15 protein-coding genes are annotated in these 16,534 nt (G+C 62.0%); 8 read left to right on the top strand and 7 right to left on the bottom strand.

The genetic code is table 11. The annotated features are described in order from the left end of the window. Positions 1-237: 237 nt before the first annotated feature. From FJ543_RS06765 to FJ543_RS06745, 5 genes are all read left to right on the top strand, one after another. Positions 238-483 (top strand): type II toxin-antitoxin system prevent-host-death family antitoxin, encoded by a 246-nt coding sequence (locus tag FJ543_RS06765; protein ID WP_140617089.1) that lies wholly within the window; start codon positions 238-240, stop codon positions 481-483. After that, positions 480-935, top strand: a complete 456-nt coding sequence (locus FJ543_RS06760) for a PIN domain-containing protein (RefSeq protein WP_140617088.1) — start codon at positions 480-482, stop codon at positions 933-935. Before FJ543_RS06765 ends, FJ543_RS06760 begins: the two co-directional genes overlap by 4 nt. 135 nt (positions 936-1,070) lie before the next feature. Next, positions 1,071-2,573: an IMP dehydrogenase gene (gene guaB / locus FJ543_RS06755; protein WP_015318286.1), complete on the top strand. Its 1,503-nt coding sequence runs from the start codon at positions 1,071-1,073 to the stop codon at positions 2,571-2,573. A 31-nt stretch (positions 2,574-2,604) separates the two neighbouring features. After that, positions 2,605-3,147 carry a hypothetical protein gene (locus tag FJ543_RS06750; RefSeq protein WP_181173919.1) on the top strand — a complete coding sequence of 181 codons (543 nt, stop codon included), beginning with the start codon at positions 2,605-2,607 and terminating at the stop codon, positions 3,145-3,147. Between the two features lie 25 nt (positions 3,148-3,172). Further along, positions 3,173-3,592 carry an MAPEG family protein gene (locus tag FJ543_RS06745; protein ID WP_140617086.1) on the top strand — a complete coding sequence of 140 codons (420 nt, stop codon included), beginning with the start codon at positions 3,173-3,175 and terminating at the stop codon, positions 3,590-3,592. 47 nt (positions 3,593-3,639) lie between these two features. Here the strand turns inward: FJ543_RS06745 and rnd are convergent, their stop codons facing one another. The 3 genes from rnd to FJ543_RS06730 form a co-directional block, all read right to left on the bottom strand. Then, entirely contained in the window at positions 3,640-4,791 is a 1,152-nt protein-coding gene (rnd, locus tag FJ543_RS06740) for a ribonuclease D (RefSeq protein WP_140823682.1), read from the bottom strand. A 75-nt stretch (positions 4,792-4,866) separates the two neighbouring features. Next, positions 4,867-6,111 (bottom strand): MFS transporter, encoded by a 1,245-nt coding sequence (locus FJ543_RS06735; protein WP_140874321.1) that lies wholly within the window; start codon positions 6,109-6,111, stop codon positions 4,867-4,869. A 157-nt stretch (positions 6,112-6,268) separates the two neighbouring features. Then, the gene (locus FJ543_RS06730; protein ID WP_224622270.1) at positions 6,269-6,520 is read right to left on the bottom strand and encodes a hypothetical protein; all 252 of its coding nucleotides are present in this window, start codon (positions 6,518-6,520) and stop codon (positions 6,269-6,271) included. Positions 6,521-6,864: 344 nt separating this feature from the next. On the opposite strand from FJ543_RS06730, the gene aspS reads away from it, so the two are divergent. Then, positions 6,865-8,652, top strand: coding sequence for an aspartate--tRNA ligase (gene aspS / locus FJ543_RS06725; RefSeq protein WP_041163861.1), 1,788 nt, complete (start codon positions 6,865-6,867; stop codon positions 8,650-8,652). Between the two features lie 56 nt (positions 8,653-8,708). Here the strand turns inward: aspS and FJ543_RS06720 are convergent, their stop codons facing one another. Further along, the gene (locus FJ543_RS06720; protein WP_140874319.1) at positions 8,709-9,899 is read right to left on the bottom strand and encodes a hypothetical protein; all 1,191 of its coding nucleotides are present in this window, start codon (positions 9,897-9,899) and stop codon (positions 8,709-8,711) included. 331 nt (positions 9,900-10,230) lie between these two features. On the opposite strand from FJ543_RS06720, the gene parC reads away from it, so the two are divergent. Both parC and FJ543_RS06710 read left to right on the top strand, forming a co-directional pair. After that, positions 10,231-12,483: a DNA topoisomerase IV subunit A gene (gene parC / locus FJ543_RS06715; RefSeq protein WP_140617081.1), complete on the top strand. Its 2,253-nt coding sequence runs from the start codon at positions 10,231-10,233 to the stop codon at positions 12,481-12,483. Positions 12,484-12,749: 266 nt separating this feature from the next. Further along, positions 12,750-13,958: an AI-2E family transporter gene (locus FJ543_RS06710; protein WP_015318277.1), complete on the top strand. Its 1,209-nt coding sequence runs from the start codon at positions 12,750-12,752 to the stop codon at positions 13,956-13,958. A 10-nt stretch (positions 13,959-13,968) separates the two neighbouring features. Here FJ543_RS06710 and FJ543_RS06705 read toward each other — a convergent pair whose 3' ends face one another. The 3 genes from FJ543_RS06705 to FJ543_RS06695 all read right to left on the bottom strand — a co-directional run bounded on the left by FJ543_RS06705 (position 13,969) and on the right by FJ543_RS06695 (position 16,366). Further along, positions 13,969-14,865, bottom strand: a complete 897-nt coding sequence (locus FJ543_RS06705) for a DMT family transporter (protein ID WP_140874317.1) — start codon at positions 14,863-14,865, stop codon at positions 13,969-13,971. A gap of 131 nt (positions 14,866-14,996) precedes the next feature. Next, a complete protein-coding gene (locus FJ543_RS06700) occupies positions 14,997-15,755 on the bottom strand; it encodes an arginyltransferase (RefSeq protein WP_015318275.1) in 759 nt (252 codons plus the stop codon). Between the two features lie 140 nt (positions 15,756-15,895). Then, positions 15,896-16,366, bottom strand: coding sequence for an RDD family protein (locus tag FJ543_RS06695; protein ID WP_015318274.1), 471 nt, complete (start codon positions 16,364-16,366; stop codon positions 15,896-15,898). Positions 16,367-16,534: the final 168 nt, after the last annotated feature.

Raw genomic sequence — 16,534 nt, 5'->3', positions numbered from 1 at the left:
CGCGTCCGGACTGATTCTCTGTGTCGTCGGCTGGGGCAAGCCGGCACGCAGGGCGGTTATCACGGCCAGAGGGTGATGTCGTGTTAAATTGCTGTCACTTTTGTGCGACTGCAAGGATGCGGCCTTTCGCTTTGGCATGCCCCACGCCGGCAGAGATCCCTGCCAGGCAAGGGACACCTTGCATGGAACGACACACATCATTATTGTAGTGAATATAACTACTATGGGAACATTGCCATGGAAAAAGGTGTTTCGGCGGCCGATGCCAATCGCAGGTTTTCTCTCCTACTGCGCGGCGTTCGCGAAGGACAAAGCTACGTGGTGACCAGTCACGGGCGTCCGGTCGCTCGGATCGTGCCCGCGGATCATCAGGAGGGTGTGGCTGCCCGATCGCGCGCGGCGTTGTTGTCGCGCCTTGAGCGCCAGCCTGTCATGAATGCCGGGCAGTGGACGCGCGATGAGCTTTATGAGGACGAGCATTGAAGATCGCGCTCGATACGAATATCCTTGCTTACGCGGAAGGGGTGAACGGTGCGGAGAAGCGCGACATCGTTCTCGAATTGCTGCGCGATCTCCGGCAAGATGACGCGGTTATTCCTGTTCAGGTTCTTGGTGAACTCTTCAACGTTTTGGTCCGCAAAGCAGGAAGACCGCCCCTGGAGGCACGGGATGCCCTTCTGAGCTGGAGCGACGCATTTTCCGTTGCCGCGACGACGCAGGACGTGATGATGATGGCCGCTGATCTGGCTACCGATCATCGACTCAGCATTTGGGACTCGGTCATTCTCTCCACGGCCTCGCAAGCTGGCTGTCGGCTGCTGGTCTCGGAAGATCTGCAAGACGGCTTCACATGGGGCGCGGTCACTGTCGTCAGTCCTTTCGCAGCGCCGCGTCACCCATTGCTTGATGCTCTAGCGGGGAAGTCTGGCGACTAGAACGCGGAACGACGCAACGATCGGCTTTTCATCCGTCCCGCGACGTGTTACCAGCCACCGCCAATCCTGAAAGGGAATAACGAGTCGGCGCTGTCCATTCCGGTCCAGCGCTTTTTCGCATTCAAAGGGCTGGCCATGGCAAAAATCATCGAAACGTCCACCGGCGCACTGGCGCTGACCTTTGACGACGTGCTTTTGCAGCCCGGTCATTCCGAGGTGATGCCCGGCCAGACCGACATCCGCACCCGCATCGCCGGCGACATCGATCTCAACGTGCCGATCCTGTCGGCGGCGATGGACACGGTCACCGAGGCAAGGCTTGCCATCGCCATGGCGCAGGCCGGCGGCATCGGCGTCATTCATCGCAATTTCTCGCCCGCCGAACAGGCCGAGCAGGTGCGGCAGGTCAAGAAGTTCGAATCCGGCATGGTGGTCAACCCGGTCACGATCGGACCCGACGCCACGCTCGCCGACGCATTGTCGCTGATGCGCACCTATTCGATCTCGGGCATTCCGGTGGTCGAGAATGGCGGCGCCGGTGGCCACAAGACCGGCCGGCTGGTCGGCATCCTGACCAACCGCGATGTGCGCTTCGCTTCCGATCCGGCGCAAAAGGTCTACGAATTGATGACCCGTGAGAACCTGATCACGGTCAAGGAGAACGTCGACCAGGACGAGGCCAAGCGGCTTCTGCACCAGCACCGCATCGAGAAGCTGGTGGTGGTCGACAAAACGGGCAATTGCGTCGGGCTAATCACCGTCAAGGACATCGAGAAGTCGCAACTCAACCCGCACGCCACCAAGGATGCGCAGGGGCGCCTGCGCGCCGCGGCCGCCACCAGCGTCGGTGATGACGGCTTCGAGCGCGCCGAGCGTCTTATCGAGGCCGGCGTCGATCTTTTGGTGATCGACACAGCGCATGGCCACTCGCAGCGTGTGCTGGACGCGGTGACGCGGGCGAAGAAGCTTTCCAATTCCGTGCGCATCTTGGCCGGCAACGTCGCCACCGCGGAAGGCACGCGGGCGCTGATCGACGCCGGCGCCGACGCCGTCAAGGTCGGCATTGGTCCGGGCTCCATCTGCACCACCCGCATTGTGGCCGGGGTCGGCGTTCCCCAGCTTTCGGCCATCATGTCGGCGGTCGAGACGGCGCACAAATCAGGCGCCTCGGTGATCGCCGACGGCGGCATCAAATATTCCGGCGATCTCGCCAAGGCACTCGCCGCCGGCGCCAGTGCCGCCATGATCGGCTCGCTGCTTGCCGGAACCGACGAAAGCCCGGGCGAGGTCTATCTGCACCAGGGCCGCTCCTTCAAGGCCTATCGCGGCATGGGCTCGGTCGGCGCCATGGCGCGGGGCTCCGCCGATCGCTACTTCCAGGCCGAGGTGCGCGACACGCTGAAACTGGTGCCGGAAGGCATTGAAGGGCAGGTTCCCTATAAAGGACCTGTGTCTGGCGTGCTGCACCAGCTTGCGGGCGGGCTGAAAGCCGCTATGGGTTATGTTGGTGGCCGCGACCTTGCCGATTTCCGCGACCGCGCCACCTTTGTGCGCATATCCAACGCCGGACTTCGTGAAAGCCACGCCCATGACGTCACGATTACCCGCGAAAGCCCCAACTATCCCGGCGGAGCCTGATTCTTCCGGGCTTTGGGCGAACTTGACCGCCATGGTGCTGCGCTTGTCGCGCCATGTCGGGGCGCTCTGCTTCCTCTCGGTGGCGGTTTTTGTCGCCATGACGGGGATGGAGTTCTTCTATTTTCGTCGACTGAGCGGGGGCCTGGCTTCGCTCGACATGCGTTATTTCGGATTCACGCCCGACGAAGGCATGGCCTGGCTGACGGCGCTTGGCCGGCGCGGCAGCGAGATCATCCTGGTCTGGCACTACCTGACCTTCGATCTTCTGTTTCCGACGCTGTTGTCGCTGACGCTGGTCAGCCTGATCCTGGCAACTGGCCGGCGCCTGAAGAATTTCCGCGTGCTGCCGGCGCAGATGCAGGCGGTCTTCGCGCTGATCCTGGTGCTGCCCTATACGCTCGCCGACTACGCCCAGAACATCGCCGTGGCGCGCCTTCTGTCCGATTTCCTCTACGCCAACCCGGACTCGCTGTCCGTTGCCTCGGCGCTGATCGTCACCAAATTCGCGCTTCTCGCCGTCCCGGTCATCGTCATTGCCGCTTTCTGGCTGGCAGGCCAAAGACGTCGGAGTTGAAGCGGAGCAGGGCAGGGGCGGCTTCATGAACCAGACCACGATCTTCTGGCCTGTGCTGGCTCATGTGCTGCTGATCTACATCGTCTATATCGTCATGGGCCGGCGCCGCTATGTTGCTGTCAAGTCGGGTGAAGCCAAGGTCGGCCAGTACAAGGTTCGTTCGACCGAGCCGGCCTCTACTGTCACCGTCGCGAACAATTTGATCAACCAATTCGAACTGCCGGTGCTTTTCTACGTGCTGTGCCTGACACTGCACATGACCAACGGCGTCAATTACATCACCCTCGCACTGATGTGGATTTTTGTCGCGTCGCGCTATTTTCACGCCTGGTTTCACCTGACCAGCAACAAGCTGCTGGTGCGCAACCGCTCCTTCGTGTTGGGCGCGGTGGTGCTGGCGCTGGGCTGGATCTGGCTGGCCCTGCACTTGCTCGCAATCGTATGAGCTGCGCCTAATCACCTTCTCGAAAAAGGAAGAGGAAAGGCCGGCGCCTATAGATCGAACACCGCGATCTTGCGATTGTCGAACTTGATGCCGATCTCGCCGCGTACCAGCTTCAGCGCGTGTTCGCCGAACACGGCGCGCCGCCATCCTTGCAGCGCGGGCACATCGGCATCCTCGCCCTCGGCGGCGATGCGATCGATGTCATCGCTGGAGGCCAGCACCTTCGAGGCGACGCCCTGTTTTTCGGCGACGATCCTGAGCAGGACCTTCAACAGTTCCGCGGCCGCATTCGAGCCCTCGGGCGGCTGGAAGTTTTTCGGCAGTTTCGGCATCTGCTCCTTGGGCAGGGCGAGCGCGGTGTTGACCGCGCCGAGCAATGCCGTCGCTGTCGAGGAGCGTTCCCAGCCTTTTGGCGTGGTGCGCAGCTTGGCAAGGGCTGCCGCATCGCGCGGTCCTTGTTGTGCGATCTCGTAGATCGCGTCGTCCTTGAGCACACGGCCGCGCGGCACGTCGCGCTCGCGCGCCTCGCGTTCACGCCATGCCGCCACGGCCTGCACGATCGCCAGTTCCTGGGGCTTGCGAAGCCGCATCTTCAGCCGCTTCCAGGCATCCTCGGGGTGCGGATCGTAGGTCTCGCGCGAGGTCAGGACATCCATCTCCTCATTCAGCCAGTGGGCGCGGTTTTCCCGCGCCAGCTCGGCGTTGAGGTGCTGATAGACCTCGATCAGATGGGTGACGTCGGCCAGCGCGTAGTCGAGCTGCTTGTCGGACAGCGGCCGATGGCGCCAGTCGGTGAAGCGCGACGACTTGTCGAGCCGCGCCCCGGTGATGCGCTGTACCAGCTGATCGTAGGAAACGCTGTCGCCGAAGCCGCAGACCATCGCCGCCACCTGGGTATCGAACACCGGGTGCGGAACGAGGTCGCCGAGATGGACGATGATTTCGATGTCCTGGCGCGCCGCATGGAAGACTTTGACCACCGCCTCGTTGGCCATCAGCCTGAAGAAGGGAGCCAGGTCGATGTCAGGTGACAGCGGATCGATCAGCGCGGTCACGCCGGGCGCGGCCATCTGGATCAGGCACAGGATTGGCCAGAAGGTCGTTTCGCGGATGAATTCGGTGTCGACGGTGACGAAATCCGACTTTTCGAAAGCGGCGAGAACGGTCTCGAGTTCTTTCTGGGTGGTGATGACGTGCATCAAATCGCTTTTGGCAGGAGTAGGGTCTTCCTAGATTTCAGCCGGGAAGGCTTTCGTCAAGCTGTGGCGCCACCGTCACGGCCCTTCCGGACTGTCTGGATCACTATTTCTCCTCGCCAGCCGTGCGAAAATGGTCGACGTGCGCAACAGCGCCGTGAAGCGGCTGCGCTTGCCCGCCGGTACTCCAGAGCGTGCCTGCATGCGGTAGAGGATGACGGCAATGAAGATCGCGTAGACCACGGCGCTGAAGACGAACAGCGCGCTTGGCCCGAAATACTGCATCGCGGTCGAGGCCGCGAAAGGGCCGCCAATAGCGCCGAAGGAGTAGAACAGCATCAGGGCGGCGTTGATCAGCACGAACTCGCCGGCATCCGCGCGGTCGTTGGAATGTGCCGCCGACAGCGAATACAGCGGCATGGCGAAACAGCCGAAGATAAAGATGATGATGAAGTTGAGCAGCGGGTTGCTGCCGGCGATGAACACCAGCGCCAGAGCCGAAAGCATCGCGCAGCAGGTCGTCATCAGCAGCACCCGGCGCCGATCCCAGCGGTCGGAGAGGTAACCGAGCGGATACTGGATGATGGCGCCGCCGAAAATGCCGACGCTGACGAAGGTGACGACATCGCCGACCGACATGCCGATCTGCTCCGCATAGACCGGCGACAAGGTGCGAAAGGCACTGTTGGTGACGCCGACGGCGATGCAGCCAAAGCAGCCCAGAGGCGAAATCCGCCAGACGCGGGCCAGATCGAGCTTGACCTCTTCCGGCGGCGTCGGGTTGGAGCGGTCGCCGAGCGAGACCGGCACCAACGACAGCGTGATCATGATCGACATGATTGCGAAGATGGTGAAGCCACCGGCGCCGAAGACGGGAATCAGGAACTGGGCTGATGTCACCGATCCGGTATCGACCATCCGGTAGATCGCCAGCACGCGGGCGCGGTCGCGGTTGGTGACGCCGGAATTCAGCCAGCTTTCGACGATGGTGAACAATCCGGCGAAACAGAAGCCGCCGGCAAAGCGCACCGCGCACCACATCACCGGATCGAGAACCAGCACGAGCAGCAAGGTGCCGACGGAGGCGATCGCCGCCAGCGCCGAAAACGCCCTGATATGGCCCACCGCCTTCATGATGCGGGTAATGGCCAGGCAGCCGAGCAGGAAGCCGGCGAAATAGAAGGTGCCCATCAGGCCAATGTCGGAAGCCGAAAACCCTTCCTGCGCGCCACGCAGCGCGATCAGCGTGCTCTGCAGCCCATTGCCGCCGAGGAGGATGCCTGCGGCGAGAAGAAGCGGGATCAGGGGACGGATGGAGGACATAAGGAATACAGCCGCTCATCGTTGATCCTTTTTGGACCATCGTCTCCGTCGATGCCAGCGGCATTTGCCAATGAAAAGGCAGCAAGGCCTCGGCCCGAATTCAGCTCGGCGGATGAAACAGATGTCGATGGGCAGCGCCGGTTAATCGGTCAGAGTATCAATCGACGCGCTCAAAAGTGTCTAGGCTGGTCCCGAAGGCGCGCCATGTTCCAACCGTGGTCAGCTTTGCGGGCTCACCCTCGGCCTCGGCTGAAAGAGCCAGGCCAGCCACCGTGTGCCACAACATCTCGATCTTGCCGTCTCGAAAAATGCCGGTATAGCTGACCGCCGCTGGCCCCGTCTTTCCTGACGCCGCGGAAGTAAAGCCGATCACATCTCCATGAGCGGCCCCGTGAAGAGGCACTTCCATCCGGAGAAGCTGCTGTCGGGCAACGCCGTCTTGAAGACACCGCGGATCAAACCTTCACTATCGTCCTCGATAATTACAACCGAACCGTATTGATTGCGCCAAGTGCCCTTCCAGGAAAACACGTTTGCCTCCTCTCGGTCCATCATGCGCTAACGCGACAGGCGGTTCACCGTTCCGCCACATGACCGGCCATAAATTGAAAGCCGAAGTTCCAAGCTGAGAGATCGCCCCTTCGTCCCTTTGCCTTGACAAACCATGCCTCTCATGCGCTTTTCGCGCAAATTTTGGGCCGGGCTGCGATGCTTTGGCCCGCAACTCACAATCCCGGACTTTTATCCATGACCATGCACCGTTACCGCAGCCATACCTGTGCCCAGTTGCGAAAGAGCGACGTCGGCAATTCCGTCCGCCTGTCGGGCTGGGTGCATCGCGTGCGCGACCATGGCGGCCTGCTGTTCATCGACCTGCGCGACCATTACGGCCTGACCCAGATCGTCGCCGATCCCGATTCGCCTGCCTTCAAGATCGCCGAGACCTTGCGCGGCGAATGGGTGATCCGCGTCGACGGCGAGGTCAAGGCGCGTTTGCCCGAGACCACGAACGCCAATTTGCCGACCGGCGAGATCGAGATTTTCGCCCGCGAGATCGAGGTGTTGTCGGCGGCCAAGGAATTGCCGCTGCCGGTGTTCGGCGAGCCCGATTATCCCGAGGACATCAGGCTGAAATACCGCTTCCTCGACCTGCGCCGCGAGACACTGCACAAGAACATCGTGGCGCGCACGAAGATCATCGCCGAGATGCGCAAGCGCATGGGCGAGGTCGGCTTCACCGAATTCTCGACGCCGATCTTGACCGCCTCGTCGCCGGAAGGCGCGCGCGACTTCCTGGTGCCGTCGCGCATCCATCCCGGCACCTTCTACGCGCTGCCGCAGGCGCCGCAGCAATACAAGCAGCTGATCATGGTGTCGGGCTTCGACCGCTACTTCCAGATCGCGCCCTGCTTCCGTGACGAGGACCCGCGCGCCGACCGCCTACCCGGCGAATTCTACCAGCTCGACCTCGAAATGAGTTTCGTCGAGCAGGACGACGTGCTGTCGACCATGGAACCGGTGATGCGCGGCGTCTTCGAGACCTTCGCCAACGGCAAGCCGGTGACGCAGAAATTCCAGCGCATCCCCTATGATGTCGCCATGCGCAAATACGGCTCCGACAAGCCGGACTTGCGCAACCCGATCGAGATGCAAGCCGTCTCCGACCATTTTCGCGATTCCGGCTTCAAGGTGTTCGCCAACATCCTGGCCAACGATCCGAAGGCCGAGGTGTGGGGCATTCCCGCCAAGACCGGCGGCAGCCGCGCCTTTTGCGACCGCATGAATAGCTGGGCGCAAGGCGAGGGCCAGCCGGGGCTGGGCTACATCTTCTGGCGCAAGGAAGGCGACAAGCTCGAAGGCGCCGGCCCGCTCGCCAAGAACATCGGCGAGGAACGTACCGAAGCAATCCGCCTGCAACTCGGCCTTGCCGACGGCGACGCCGCTTTCTTTGTCGCCGGTGATCCGAAGAAGTTCGTGTCGTTCGCCGGCGCGGCGCGCACCCGTGCCGGCGAGGAGCTGAACCTCGTCGACCGCGAACGCTTCGAACTGTGCTGGATCGTCGACTTCCCGTTCTTCGAATGGAACGAGGAGGAGAAGAAGATCGACTTCGCCCACAACCCGTTCTCGATGCCGCAGGGTGGCATCGATGCGCTGAACGGCGAGGATCTGCTCGGCATCAAGGCCTTCCAGTACGACATGGTCTGCAACGGTTTCGAGATCGCCAGTGGCGGTATCCGCAACCATCTGCCCGAAACCATGGTCAAGGCGTTCGAGACGGTCGGGCTCGACCGCGCCACGGTCGAGGAACGCTTTGGCGGCCTCTACCGTGCCTTCCAGTATGGCGCGCCGCCGCATGGCGGCATGGCTGCGGGCGTCGACCGCGTCGTCATGCTGCTGGTCGGCGCGAAGAACCTGCGCGAAATCACCATGTTCCCGATGAACCAGCAGGCTTACGACCTGTTGATGAACGCGCCGTCGGAAGCCTCGCCGCAGCAGCTTCGCGATTTGGCGCTGCGCGTAGCGCCGGTGAAGAAGGACTGACGGGTGCAACTGCCCTTTCTCCCCGTATAGTGACGGGGAGAAGGCAGCTAATTCGATCAGTCCTCGTTCGCCTTGACGGTCACGCCGAGCGTCTTCGGCAGGTCGAGCGGGTTGGACATGGCGCCCGCCATGATCAGCGCGAACGGTACCGATGCCGGCGGCTCGGCCGAGATTTCGAGACTCTTCGGATCGTCGAGATATTTGCTGACCGCCGCCGTAACCTGGGCCGTCAGCTCGGGATTGTTGAGCTGCGCCATGCCGAACGGCACGATTGCCTTGGCCTGGTTGGCGATGTCCTTGGCCGACATGCCCTGCTGCTTGCCGACATAGTCCAGCACCTTGCCGGTCAGCGAATCGTCGTCGAAGCGGATCGATGCGCTGTTGAACGAAAGCTGCTGCAACAGGCCGAGCATGGCCATGCCTTGCGCCGAATTGTCGGCGCCTTCCGGCTGTGCGGCCATCTTCTTCTGCATTTCCTGCAGCGACTTGATGAAATCGATCGTGTAGCCGCCGAGGTCGAAGGTCATGCCGAGCGTGCCGGCATTCTCGACGGATATGTCGTATTTCGACAGCTCCATCTTGCCGTCCGACGGCTGCCAGGTGCCGGCCATTTCAAGATTGCCCGAGATGTTCTGGTAGCCGAGCGCGTTGATGACCTCCTTGGACTTGGGATCCTCGACCAGCGAGAGATCGGCCGTGAACTTCTCCGTGTTGGCGGTGAATTCCATCGCCTTGCCGTCGGCGGGGGGCGTGATCTGGATGGCAAGCCCGTCCATCGAAAAGGCGGTCTTGTCGGCGACCTTGACCGTCATGTTCGAGAGTTCAGCGGATTTGTACATCATCAGCGAGCCAAGCGGGCTGGTGGAGCCGTCGGCCGGCACCGTCATGTCGTGGATGACGAAGGGGCTGAGATCCAGGGTGACGCCGTCCTTGCTGTGTTCGAAGGCCGAGGTCGACACGGTGCCGATATCATAGCCGCCATTGGCCTCGGTGATGTTCTCGAGCTTGACGTCGCCGATCGTCAGCGCTTCCTTTTCCGCGGCCGGTTTCACCGACACGCCCTGCAGTATCATGCTGGTGTTGTCGCCGGTCACGCCGGTCCAGGAGATGTCGACGCCCTGTGCGGAGAGTGCTGCCTTCAGCCGGTCCGCGACCGCCGCGTCCTGGGCAAGGGCCGCATTCAGCGGCAGCGTGAGCAAGAAGGTCGAAAGTGCGAATTTCCGGAGAGTTGAGCGGTTGATTGTCATCGCAAGGTCCCTGAGAGTGTCCTGAAATTATTTTTCGATTCGTTGCGCCATCACCATTCCGTGACGAACTGGACGGGAAAAAGGCGTGTCCCGGCACAATGGTCGAAAATCGCGCTGAAAGGCAAACCCGATCCGACCGCTATTGGAGAATGCAGTGAATTTGGCATGAAGGTCGAGCCGCCAGCGTGCTTCGCAATAGATGCGGCATGTAACAGATTGATGTTGGCCGGCAAGCTCGACCTTGCGGTTTTCTGTTGCAGAATTGCGCGCAAATCGACTGGCCCGGTGCGCGCCTCTTGCCGCGAATCACCCGCTCGGCTAGGTGCAGCCCATGGGAAAAAGGCTTTTGCCGCCTGACAATGGCGGCGGCGATCATATCGAACCGGTCGACCTGAAGAAGGCGCTGGAAGAGCGCTATCTCGCCTATGCTTTGTCGACCATCATGCACCGGGCGCTCCCGGATGTGCGCGACGGACTGAAGCCGGTCCATCGCCGCATCATGCACGCCATGCGCCTGTTGCGCCTCAACCCCGACCAGGGGTTCGCCAAATGCGCTCGTATCGTCGGCGAGGTGATGGGCAAATTCCACCCGCATGGCGACCAGTCGATCTATGATGCGCTGGTGCGGCTGGCGCAGGATTTTTCGATGCGCTACCCCTTGGTCGACGGCCAGGGCAATTTCGGCAACATCGACGGCGATAACGCCGCCGCCATGCGCTACACCGAAGCGCGTATGACCGACGTGGCCACCGATCTGCTTGCCGGCATCACCGAGGACGCGGTCGACTATCGGCCGACCTACAATGAAGAAGACGAGGAGCCGGTCGTGCTCCCCGGTGCCTTCCCCAATCTCTTGGCCAACGGCTCGTCCGGCATCGCGGTTGGCATGGCGACCTCGATCCCGCCGCACAATGCCGCAGAGCTTTGCGACGCGGCGCTGCATCTGATCGAGCATCGCGATGCGCCGGTGGCGAAGCTGATGGATTTCGTCCAGGGCCCGGATTTTCCGACCGGCGGCATCATCGTCGACAGCCGTGCCTCGATCCTCGAAGCCTATGAGACCGGCCGCGGCGGGTTTCGCGTGCGGTCGAAATGGAACCAGGAAGACCAGGGCAGGGGCACCTGGAGCATTGTCGTTACCGAAATCCCCTATGGGGTGCAGAAGGCGCGGCTGATCGAGAAGATCGCCGAGCTGTTGATGGCCCGCAAGCTGCCGCTGCTCGAGGATATCAGGGACGAAAGCGCCGAGGACATCCGCGTCGTGCTGGTGCCGAAGAGCCGTTCGGTCGACCCAGGCATCCTGATGGAATCGCTGTTCAAGCTAACCGAGCTCGAAAGCCGTTTCCCGCTCAACATGAATGTGCTGTCGCGCGGCAAGGTGCCCAACGTGCTGTCGCTGAAGGGTGTGCTGCAGGAATGGCTGGACCACCGCCGCGACGTCCTCATCCGTCGCTCGAAATTTCGCCTCGGCGAGATCGAGAGGCGGCTGGAAATCCTTGCCGGCTACCTGATCGCCTATCTCAACATCGACGAGGTGATCAGGATCATCCGCGAGGAGGATGAGCCCAAGCAGGTCATGATGGCTCGCTGGTCGCTCACCGACACCCAGGCCGAAGCGATCCTCAACATGCGGCTGCGCGCCTTGCGCAAGCTGGAAGAATTCGAGATCCGCAAGGAATTCGACGGCCTGACAGCGGAGAAGAAGCAGATCGAGGCACTGCTGGCGTCCGATGCCAAGCAATGGTCGACCATCAAGTGGGAAGTCACTCAGGTTCGCGACAAGTTCGGTCCGGAGACCGAGATCGGCAAGCGCCGCACGCAGTTCGCCGACGCGCCCGAGCACGACCTGACCGATATCGCGCACGCCATGATCGAGCGCGAGCCGGTCACCGTGGTGGTTTCGGAAAAAGGCTGGCTGCGGGCGATGAAGGGCCATCTGGCCGATTTTTCGACGCTGACCTTCAAGGAGGGCGACAGCCTCAAGCTCGCCTTCCATGCCCAGACGACGGACAAGGTTCTGGTCTTCACGACCGGCGGCAAGTTCTATACGATCGGCGCCGACCGGCTGCCGGGCGGCCGCGGCCATGGCGAGCCGATCCGCATCATCGTCGACATGGACAATGACCAGGACATCGTCACCGCCTTCGTCCACGATCCCAAGCGCAAGCTGCTGCTCGCCTCTTTCGACGCCAACGGCTTCATCGTTCCCGAGGAAGAGGTGGTCGCCAACACCCGCAAGGGCAAGCAGGTGATGAACGTCAAGGCGCCGGACGAGGCCAAGCGCTGCGTGCCGGTCACCGGCGATCACCTGGCCATCGTTGGCGAGAACCGCAAGATGCTGGTGTTCGCGCTCTCGGAAATTCCGGAGATGGGTCGCGGCAAGGGTGTGCGGCTGCAGAAATACAAGGACGGCGGCCTGCTCGACCTCAAGCCGTTCACGCTGGAAACCGGTCTCTCCTGGCAGGATTCGGCCGACCGTACCTTCACCCGGTCGCGCGAGGAATTGGCTGAATGGATCGGCGCCCGGGCGTCGGCGGGACGGATGGTGCCTAAGGGATTCCCAAGGACTGGGAAGTTCGGCTAGAAGCTGCCGATCTCCTCCCTCGTGGGGGAAATGGCCGGCTGGCCAGAGGAGGCGCTGTCCCGCCAGCGCATCAAATGGCTGGCTACACCTCTCGCAATTCTCGGTCCTTAAGATCAGATCAGAGGTTCACGCCCCCCTCTGTCCTGCAGGAGATTCCCCACGAGCGGGGAGATTGGCAGCTCCGCCATCACCATTTGGAGTATCGTCACGATTGCTGCACTATATCGGTGCATAACTGACCGGATGGGCCGGGGAGAACAGGGCGTTTGAAGGAAGCAAAGATCCAGAAGCCGGAACGGCAGCAGCGCCTCTTCGGGCTTTCCACACCGCTTCGTTCGGCCGTCATACCGCCGCTCTCGGCGGCGCGCTGGCTGCTGGTGCTGATCGTTGCCGCCGGCGTCTATTTTTTCCACGGCTTCCTGTTCCCGGTGCTGGCCGCCCTCGTTATCGCCTTCGCCAGCTGGCCGCTCTACCGACGGCTGCTGGTCGGCGTCGGCGGCAACCGAACCATCGCCGCCACATTTGCCATCCTGTTCATCCTGGCCTTCCTGGTGATACCGATCGCGCTTGCCGGCACCTATGCCATCAACGAGGTGCGCGAATGGGTCGGCTGGGCGATAGAGACCAACCGCCACGGTGCGGTGACGCCGCACTGGATCGCCACCCTGCCTGTGGTGGGTGAATGGCTGAACGAGCAGTGGACGACCAATCTCGGCCATCCCGGCGGCATCGGCGAACTGATCCAGCTGGTCAGCGGCGCCAATATAGGCAGCATCTACCGCGGTGCGCTCGCCGCCGGCGGCAGCGCTTTCAGCCTCTTTCTGACGCTGCTGTTCATGATGATCGCCCTGTTTTTCGCCTATCGCGACGGCGAGAATTTCGCCGGCCAGATCGACCGCCTCGGCGAGCGCATCCTGCCCACCCGCTGGGAACGGATCTCGCGCGTCGTGCCGGCGACCATTTCCTCGACCGTGACCGGCATGACGGTAATCGCCATCGGCGAGGGACTGGTGCTGGGCATCGCCTACTGGCTGGCTGGTGTGCCGTCGCCGGTGACGCTCGGCGCGCTGACCGGCGTGATGGCGCTCATTCCCGGCGGTGCGCCATTGTCCTTCACATTGGTCTCGATCTACCTCGCCGCCAGCGGCTCACCGATGGCCGGCCTGGCGCTGTTCATCTGGGGCACGGTCGAGTTGTTCGTCGTAGACAAGACGTTGCGCCCCAAGCTCGTCGGCGGCCCGATAAAACTGCCCTTCCTGCCGACCTTTTTCGGTTTGATCGGCGGCGTCAAGACCATGGGTTTTCTCGGCCTGTTCATCGGCCCGGTGCTGATGGCGCTGCTGGTCGCGATCTGGCGCGAGTGGCTGCGCGAGGTGGAACTGGCCGACGAGATCGTGCCGCCGAATGAAATCGAAGCCGGTCCACAAATCGAAGTCCTGCCCGAACCCAGCGTGGTCAAGAAAGCCAGCGCCTGAATCTCGACCTCTACGCCGGATGGTGTACCGCGAGGTCGCCTCGGCGCTTGCGTCCATCATGCAACTGCCAGAGCGAATGGACGACCAGCGTGACGATCAGGATGCCGCCGCCGATCAGGCTGTTGCGGGTCGGCGTCTCGGCAAAGATCATCCACACCCAGATCGGCGCCAGCACGGTTTCGAGCAGGTAGAACATCGCCACTTCCGGTCCTGAAATGTATTTCGGCCCGGCGGCGAGGCAGAAGAACGAGATGGGCATGATGACGGCGCCGTTGAAGATGATCCACCATGGCGCGTTTACGTGAAAGCCTTCGCCGCTCACCATGAAGGCCGCCAGCCCAAGCGGCAGAAGGACGCCGATCAGCGAGGTGAATCCCATATCCTTGCCGCTGGCTCGCGAGAGGGTGATGGCCACCGCGATGAAGAAAGCCGAGCACAGCGCCATGAAATCACCGAACAGCTTGCCGCTGCCAACCGAACCGCCGACGATGACCAGCACGCCGAGGATCATGACCAGCATGGCCGCGATCGTCACCGCTCCCGGCCTTTCCCCTAGGAATATCCAGGACAAGAGTGCGGCGAAGACGGTGTTGAAGGCCAGGATGAACACCAGGTCGGCGGTCGAGGTGTGGAAGACCGCGGTAACGAAGGTGATCGAGGTCAGCCCATAGCATATCGCCACGATCAGCCCGGACCAGCCGGGGATAAGCGGCGGGACATTCCGGCTCAGCGCGCGCCAGACCGACCAGATGATCATCGCGGCGATGAAGGTGGTTCCGGTTCGCAGCAAAAGGATGGTCCACGCGCCGCCATCCGCAAGGCGGATCAACGGTATGTCGACGGTCAGTATCAGTCCGCCGATGGCGGTTATCAGAAGGCCCTTCTGGTGATCATGGTGAGAGGACATGCAGGAACTTTCGCAATTGAATTGCAGGCGGCCGGTCGGCGCAAGCGCGCACTCTCTCCAGCCGAGCGGCTGAAAGACCAGCATCCCCTGCCTTGAAACAGTTTAAGCGTGGATCGGGGGAAAACTCAGCGTCAGACCGCTTCGTTGGTATAGCGCTCCCAGCCTTTTGGGCCGAGATGCTCCTGCGGCATGAAGCGCATCTTATAATTCATCTTGCGCGAACCATTGACCCAGTAGCCAAGGTAGACATGGGGCAGCCCCATCGCCTTGGCACGGGCGATATGGTCGAGGATCATGAACGTGCCGAGCGAGCGGCTTTCGAAATCGGGATTGAAATAGGAATAAACCATCGACAAGCCGTCGGCCATCTTGTCGGTGAGCGCCACCGCTATGAGTTCACCCTGGCCTTTGCCGGTGATGAAGGTGTCGGGTCCGCGCCGCCTGTATTCGATCACCTTGGTGTCGACATGGGTATCTTCGACCATCATGGCGTAGTCGAGCACCGTCATGTCGGACATGCCGCCGCGGCGGTGGCGGGCATCGAGATAGCCGCGAAACAGTGAATATTGTTCGGTCGAGGGCTCGGCGTTGTGCATGGCGCCGACGAGGTCGGAATTGTGCTGCAGCACGCGCTTCATGTTGCGGCTGGCGGTGAACTCCTGTGCCAGGATACGCACCGACACACAGGCGCGGCAGGTCTCGCAGGCTGGTCTGTAGGCGATGTTCTGCGAGCGCCGGAAGCCGCCTTGCGTGAGCAGGTCGTTCATCTCCGAGGCCTTGTCGCCGACCAGATGCGTGAACACCTTGCGCTCGAATTGGCCGTCGAGATAGGGGCACGGCGACGGCGCGGTCAGGAAGAACTGCGGCGACTGGGTCGGGTGCTGCGTCATCGAGCCTTGGAAACACTCCTTCGAATCGCTCTACCTTTGGCTCCGGCGGCGAAAAATTCAACAGGATTGTGAAGATGTGGGCAACTCAACACCTTCACATTTGCGCTCAAGGGGGGCTGCGGCTTTGCTTCAGGGCGGTTTCAGCGGCCGGTGCGGCTGACGACAGTGCCGAGCAAAAGATCGTGCAGCGTGCGCTTGCGGTCCGAGAACAGGGTCACCAGCAGGACCAGCGGCGACAGGATGACGTTGCCGGCCCAGAACAATACGGAATGGACGACCGCGGTCAGCCCGTCGATGCGGGTGCCGTCGAGACGGTCGAGGCGGATGCCCATCATCTTCATGCCCGTGGTGGCCTGGTCGGCGCTACCCAACGTGTTCCAGATGTAGAGGATGGCGACTGCCGGCACCAGGACGCCGAACAGCATCCAGCCCAGGCCGAGGGTCAAGAGCCCGAGGAAGAACACCAGGATGGCGACCGGAATGCTCAGCAGGCCAACGATCAGATAGTCGAGCACGAAAGCCAGGATGCGCCTTGTGCGCACGCCTTCAAAAGCCCTGACATCGTCGAGCCGGGTGTTGATGATTTCGCCGTCGAGAACGCGAGCGTTCATGTCATTTCCTCGTAACAGGGGCCTGCTTAGCCTGCGCCCCACCGGACCAGAAATGGTGAAGGCTCATGGTGGAATCAAGATCGGACCGTTTCGCCGCGGCGCCAGGCGGGACAGAATGGGCTGAGGGTCCGAAGCGGTTGAATTTGCAGCACGGATGGCGTTAGCTTG

It is taken from the genome of Mesorhizobium sp. B2-5-7, assembly GCF_006440875.1.
Classification (GTDB): Bacteria; Pseudomonadota; Alphaproteobacteria; order Rhizobiales; family Rhizobiaceae; genus Mesorhizobium; species Mesorhizobium australicum.
This window is presented reverse-complemented; position numbering and strand designations above follow the sequence as displayed.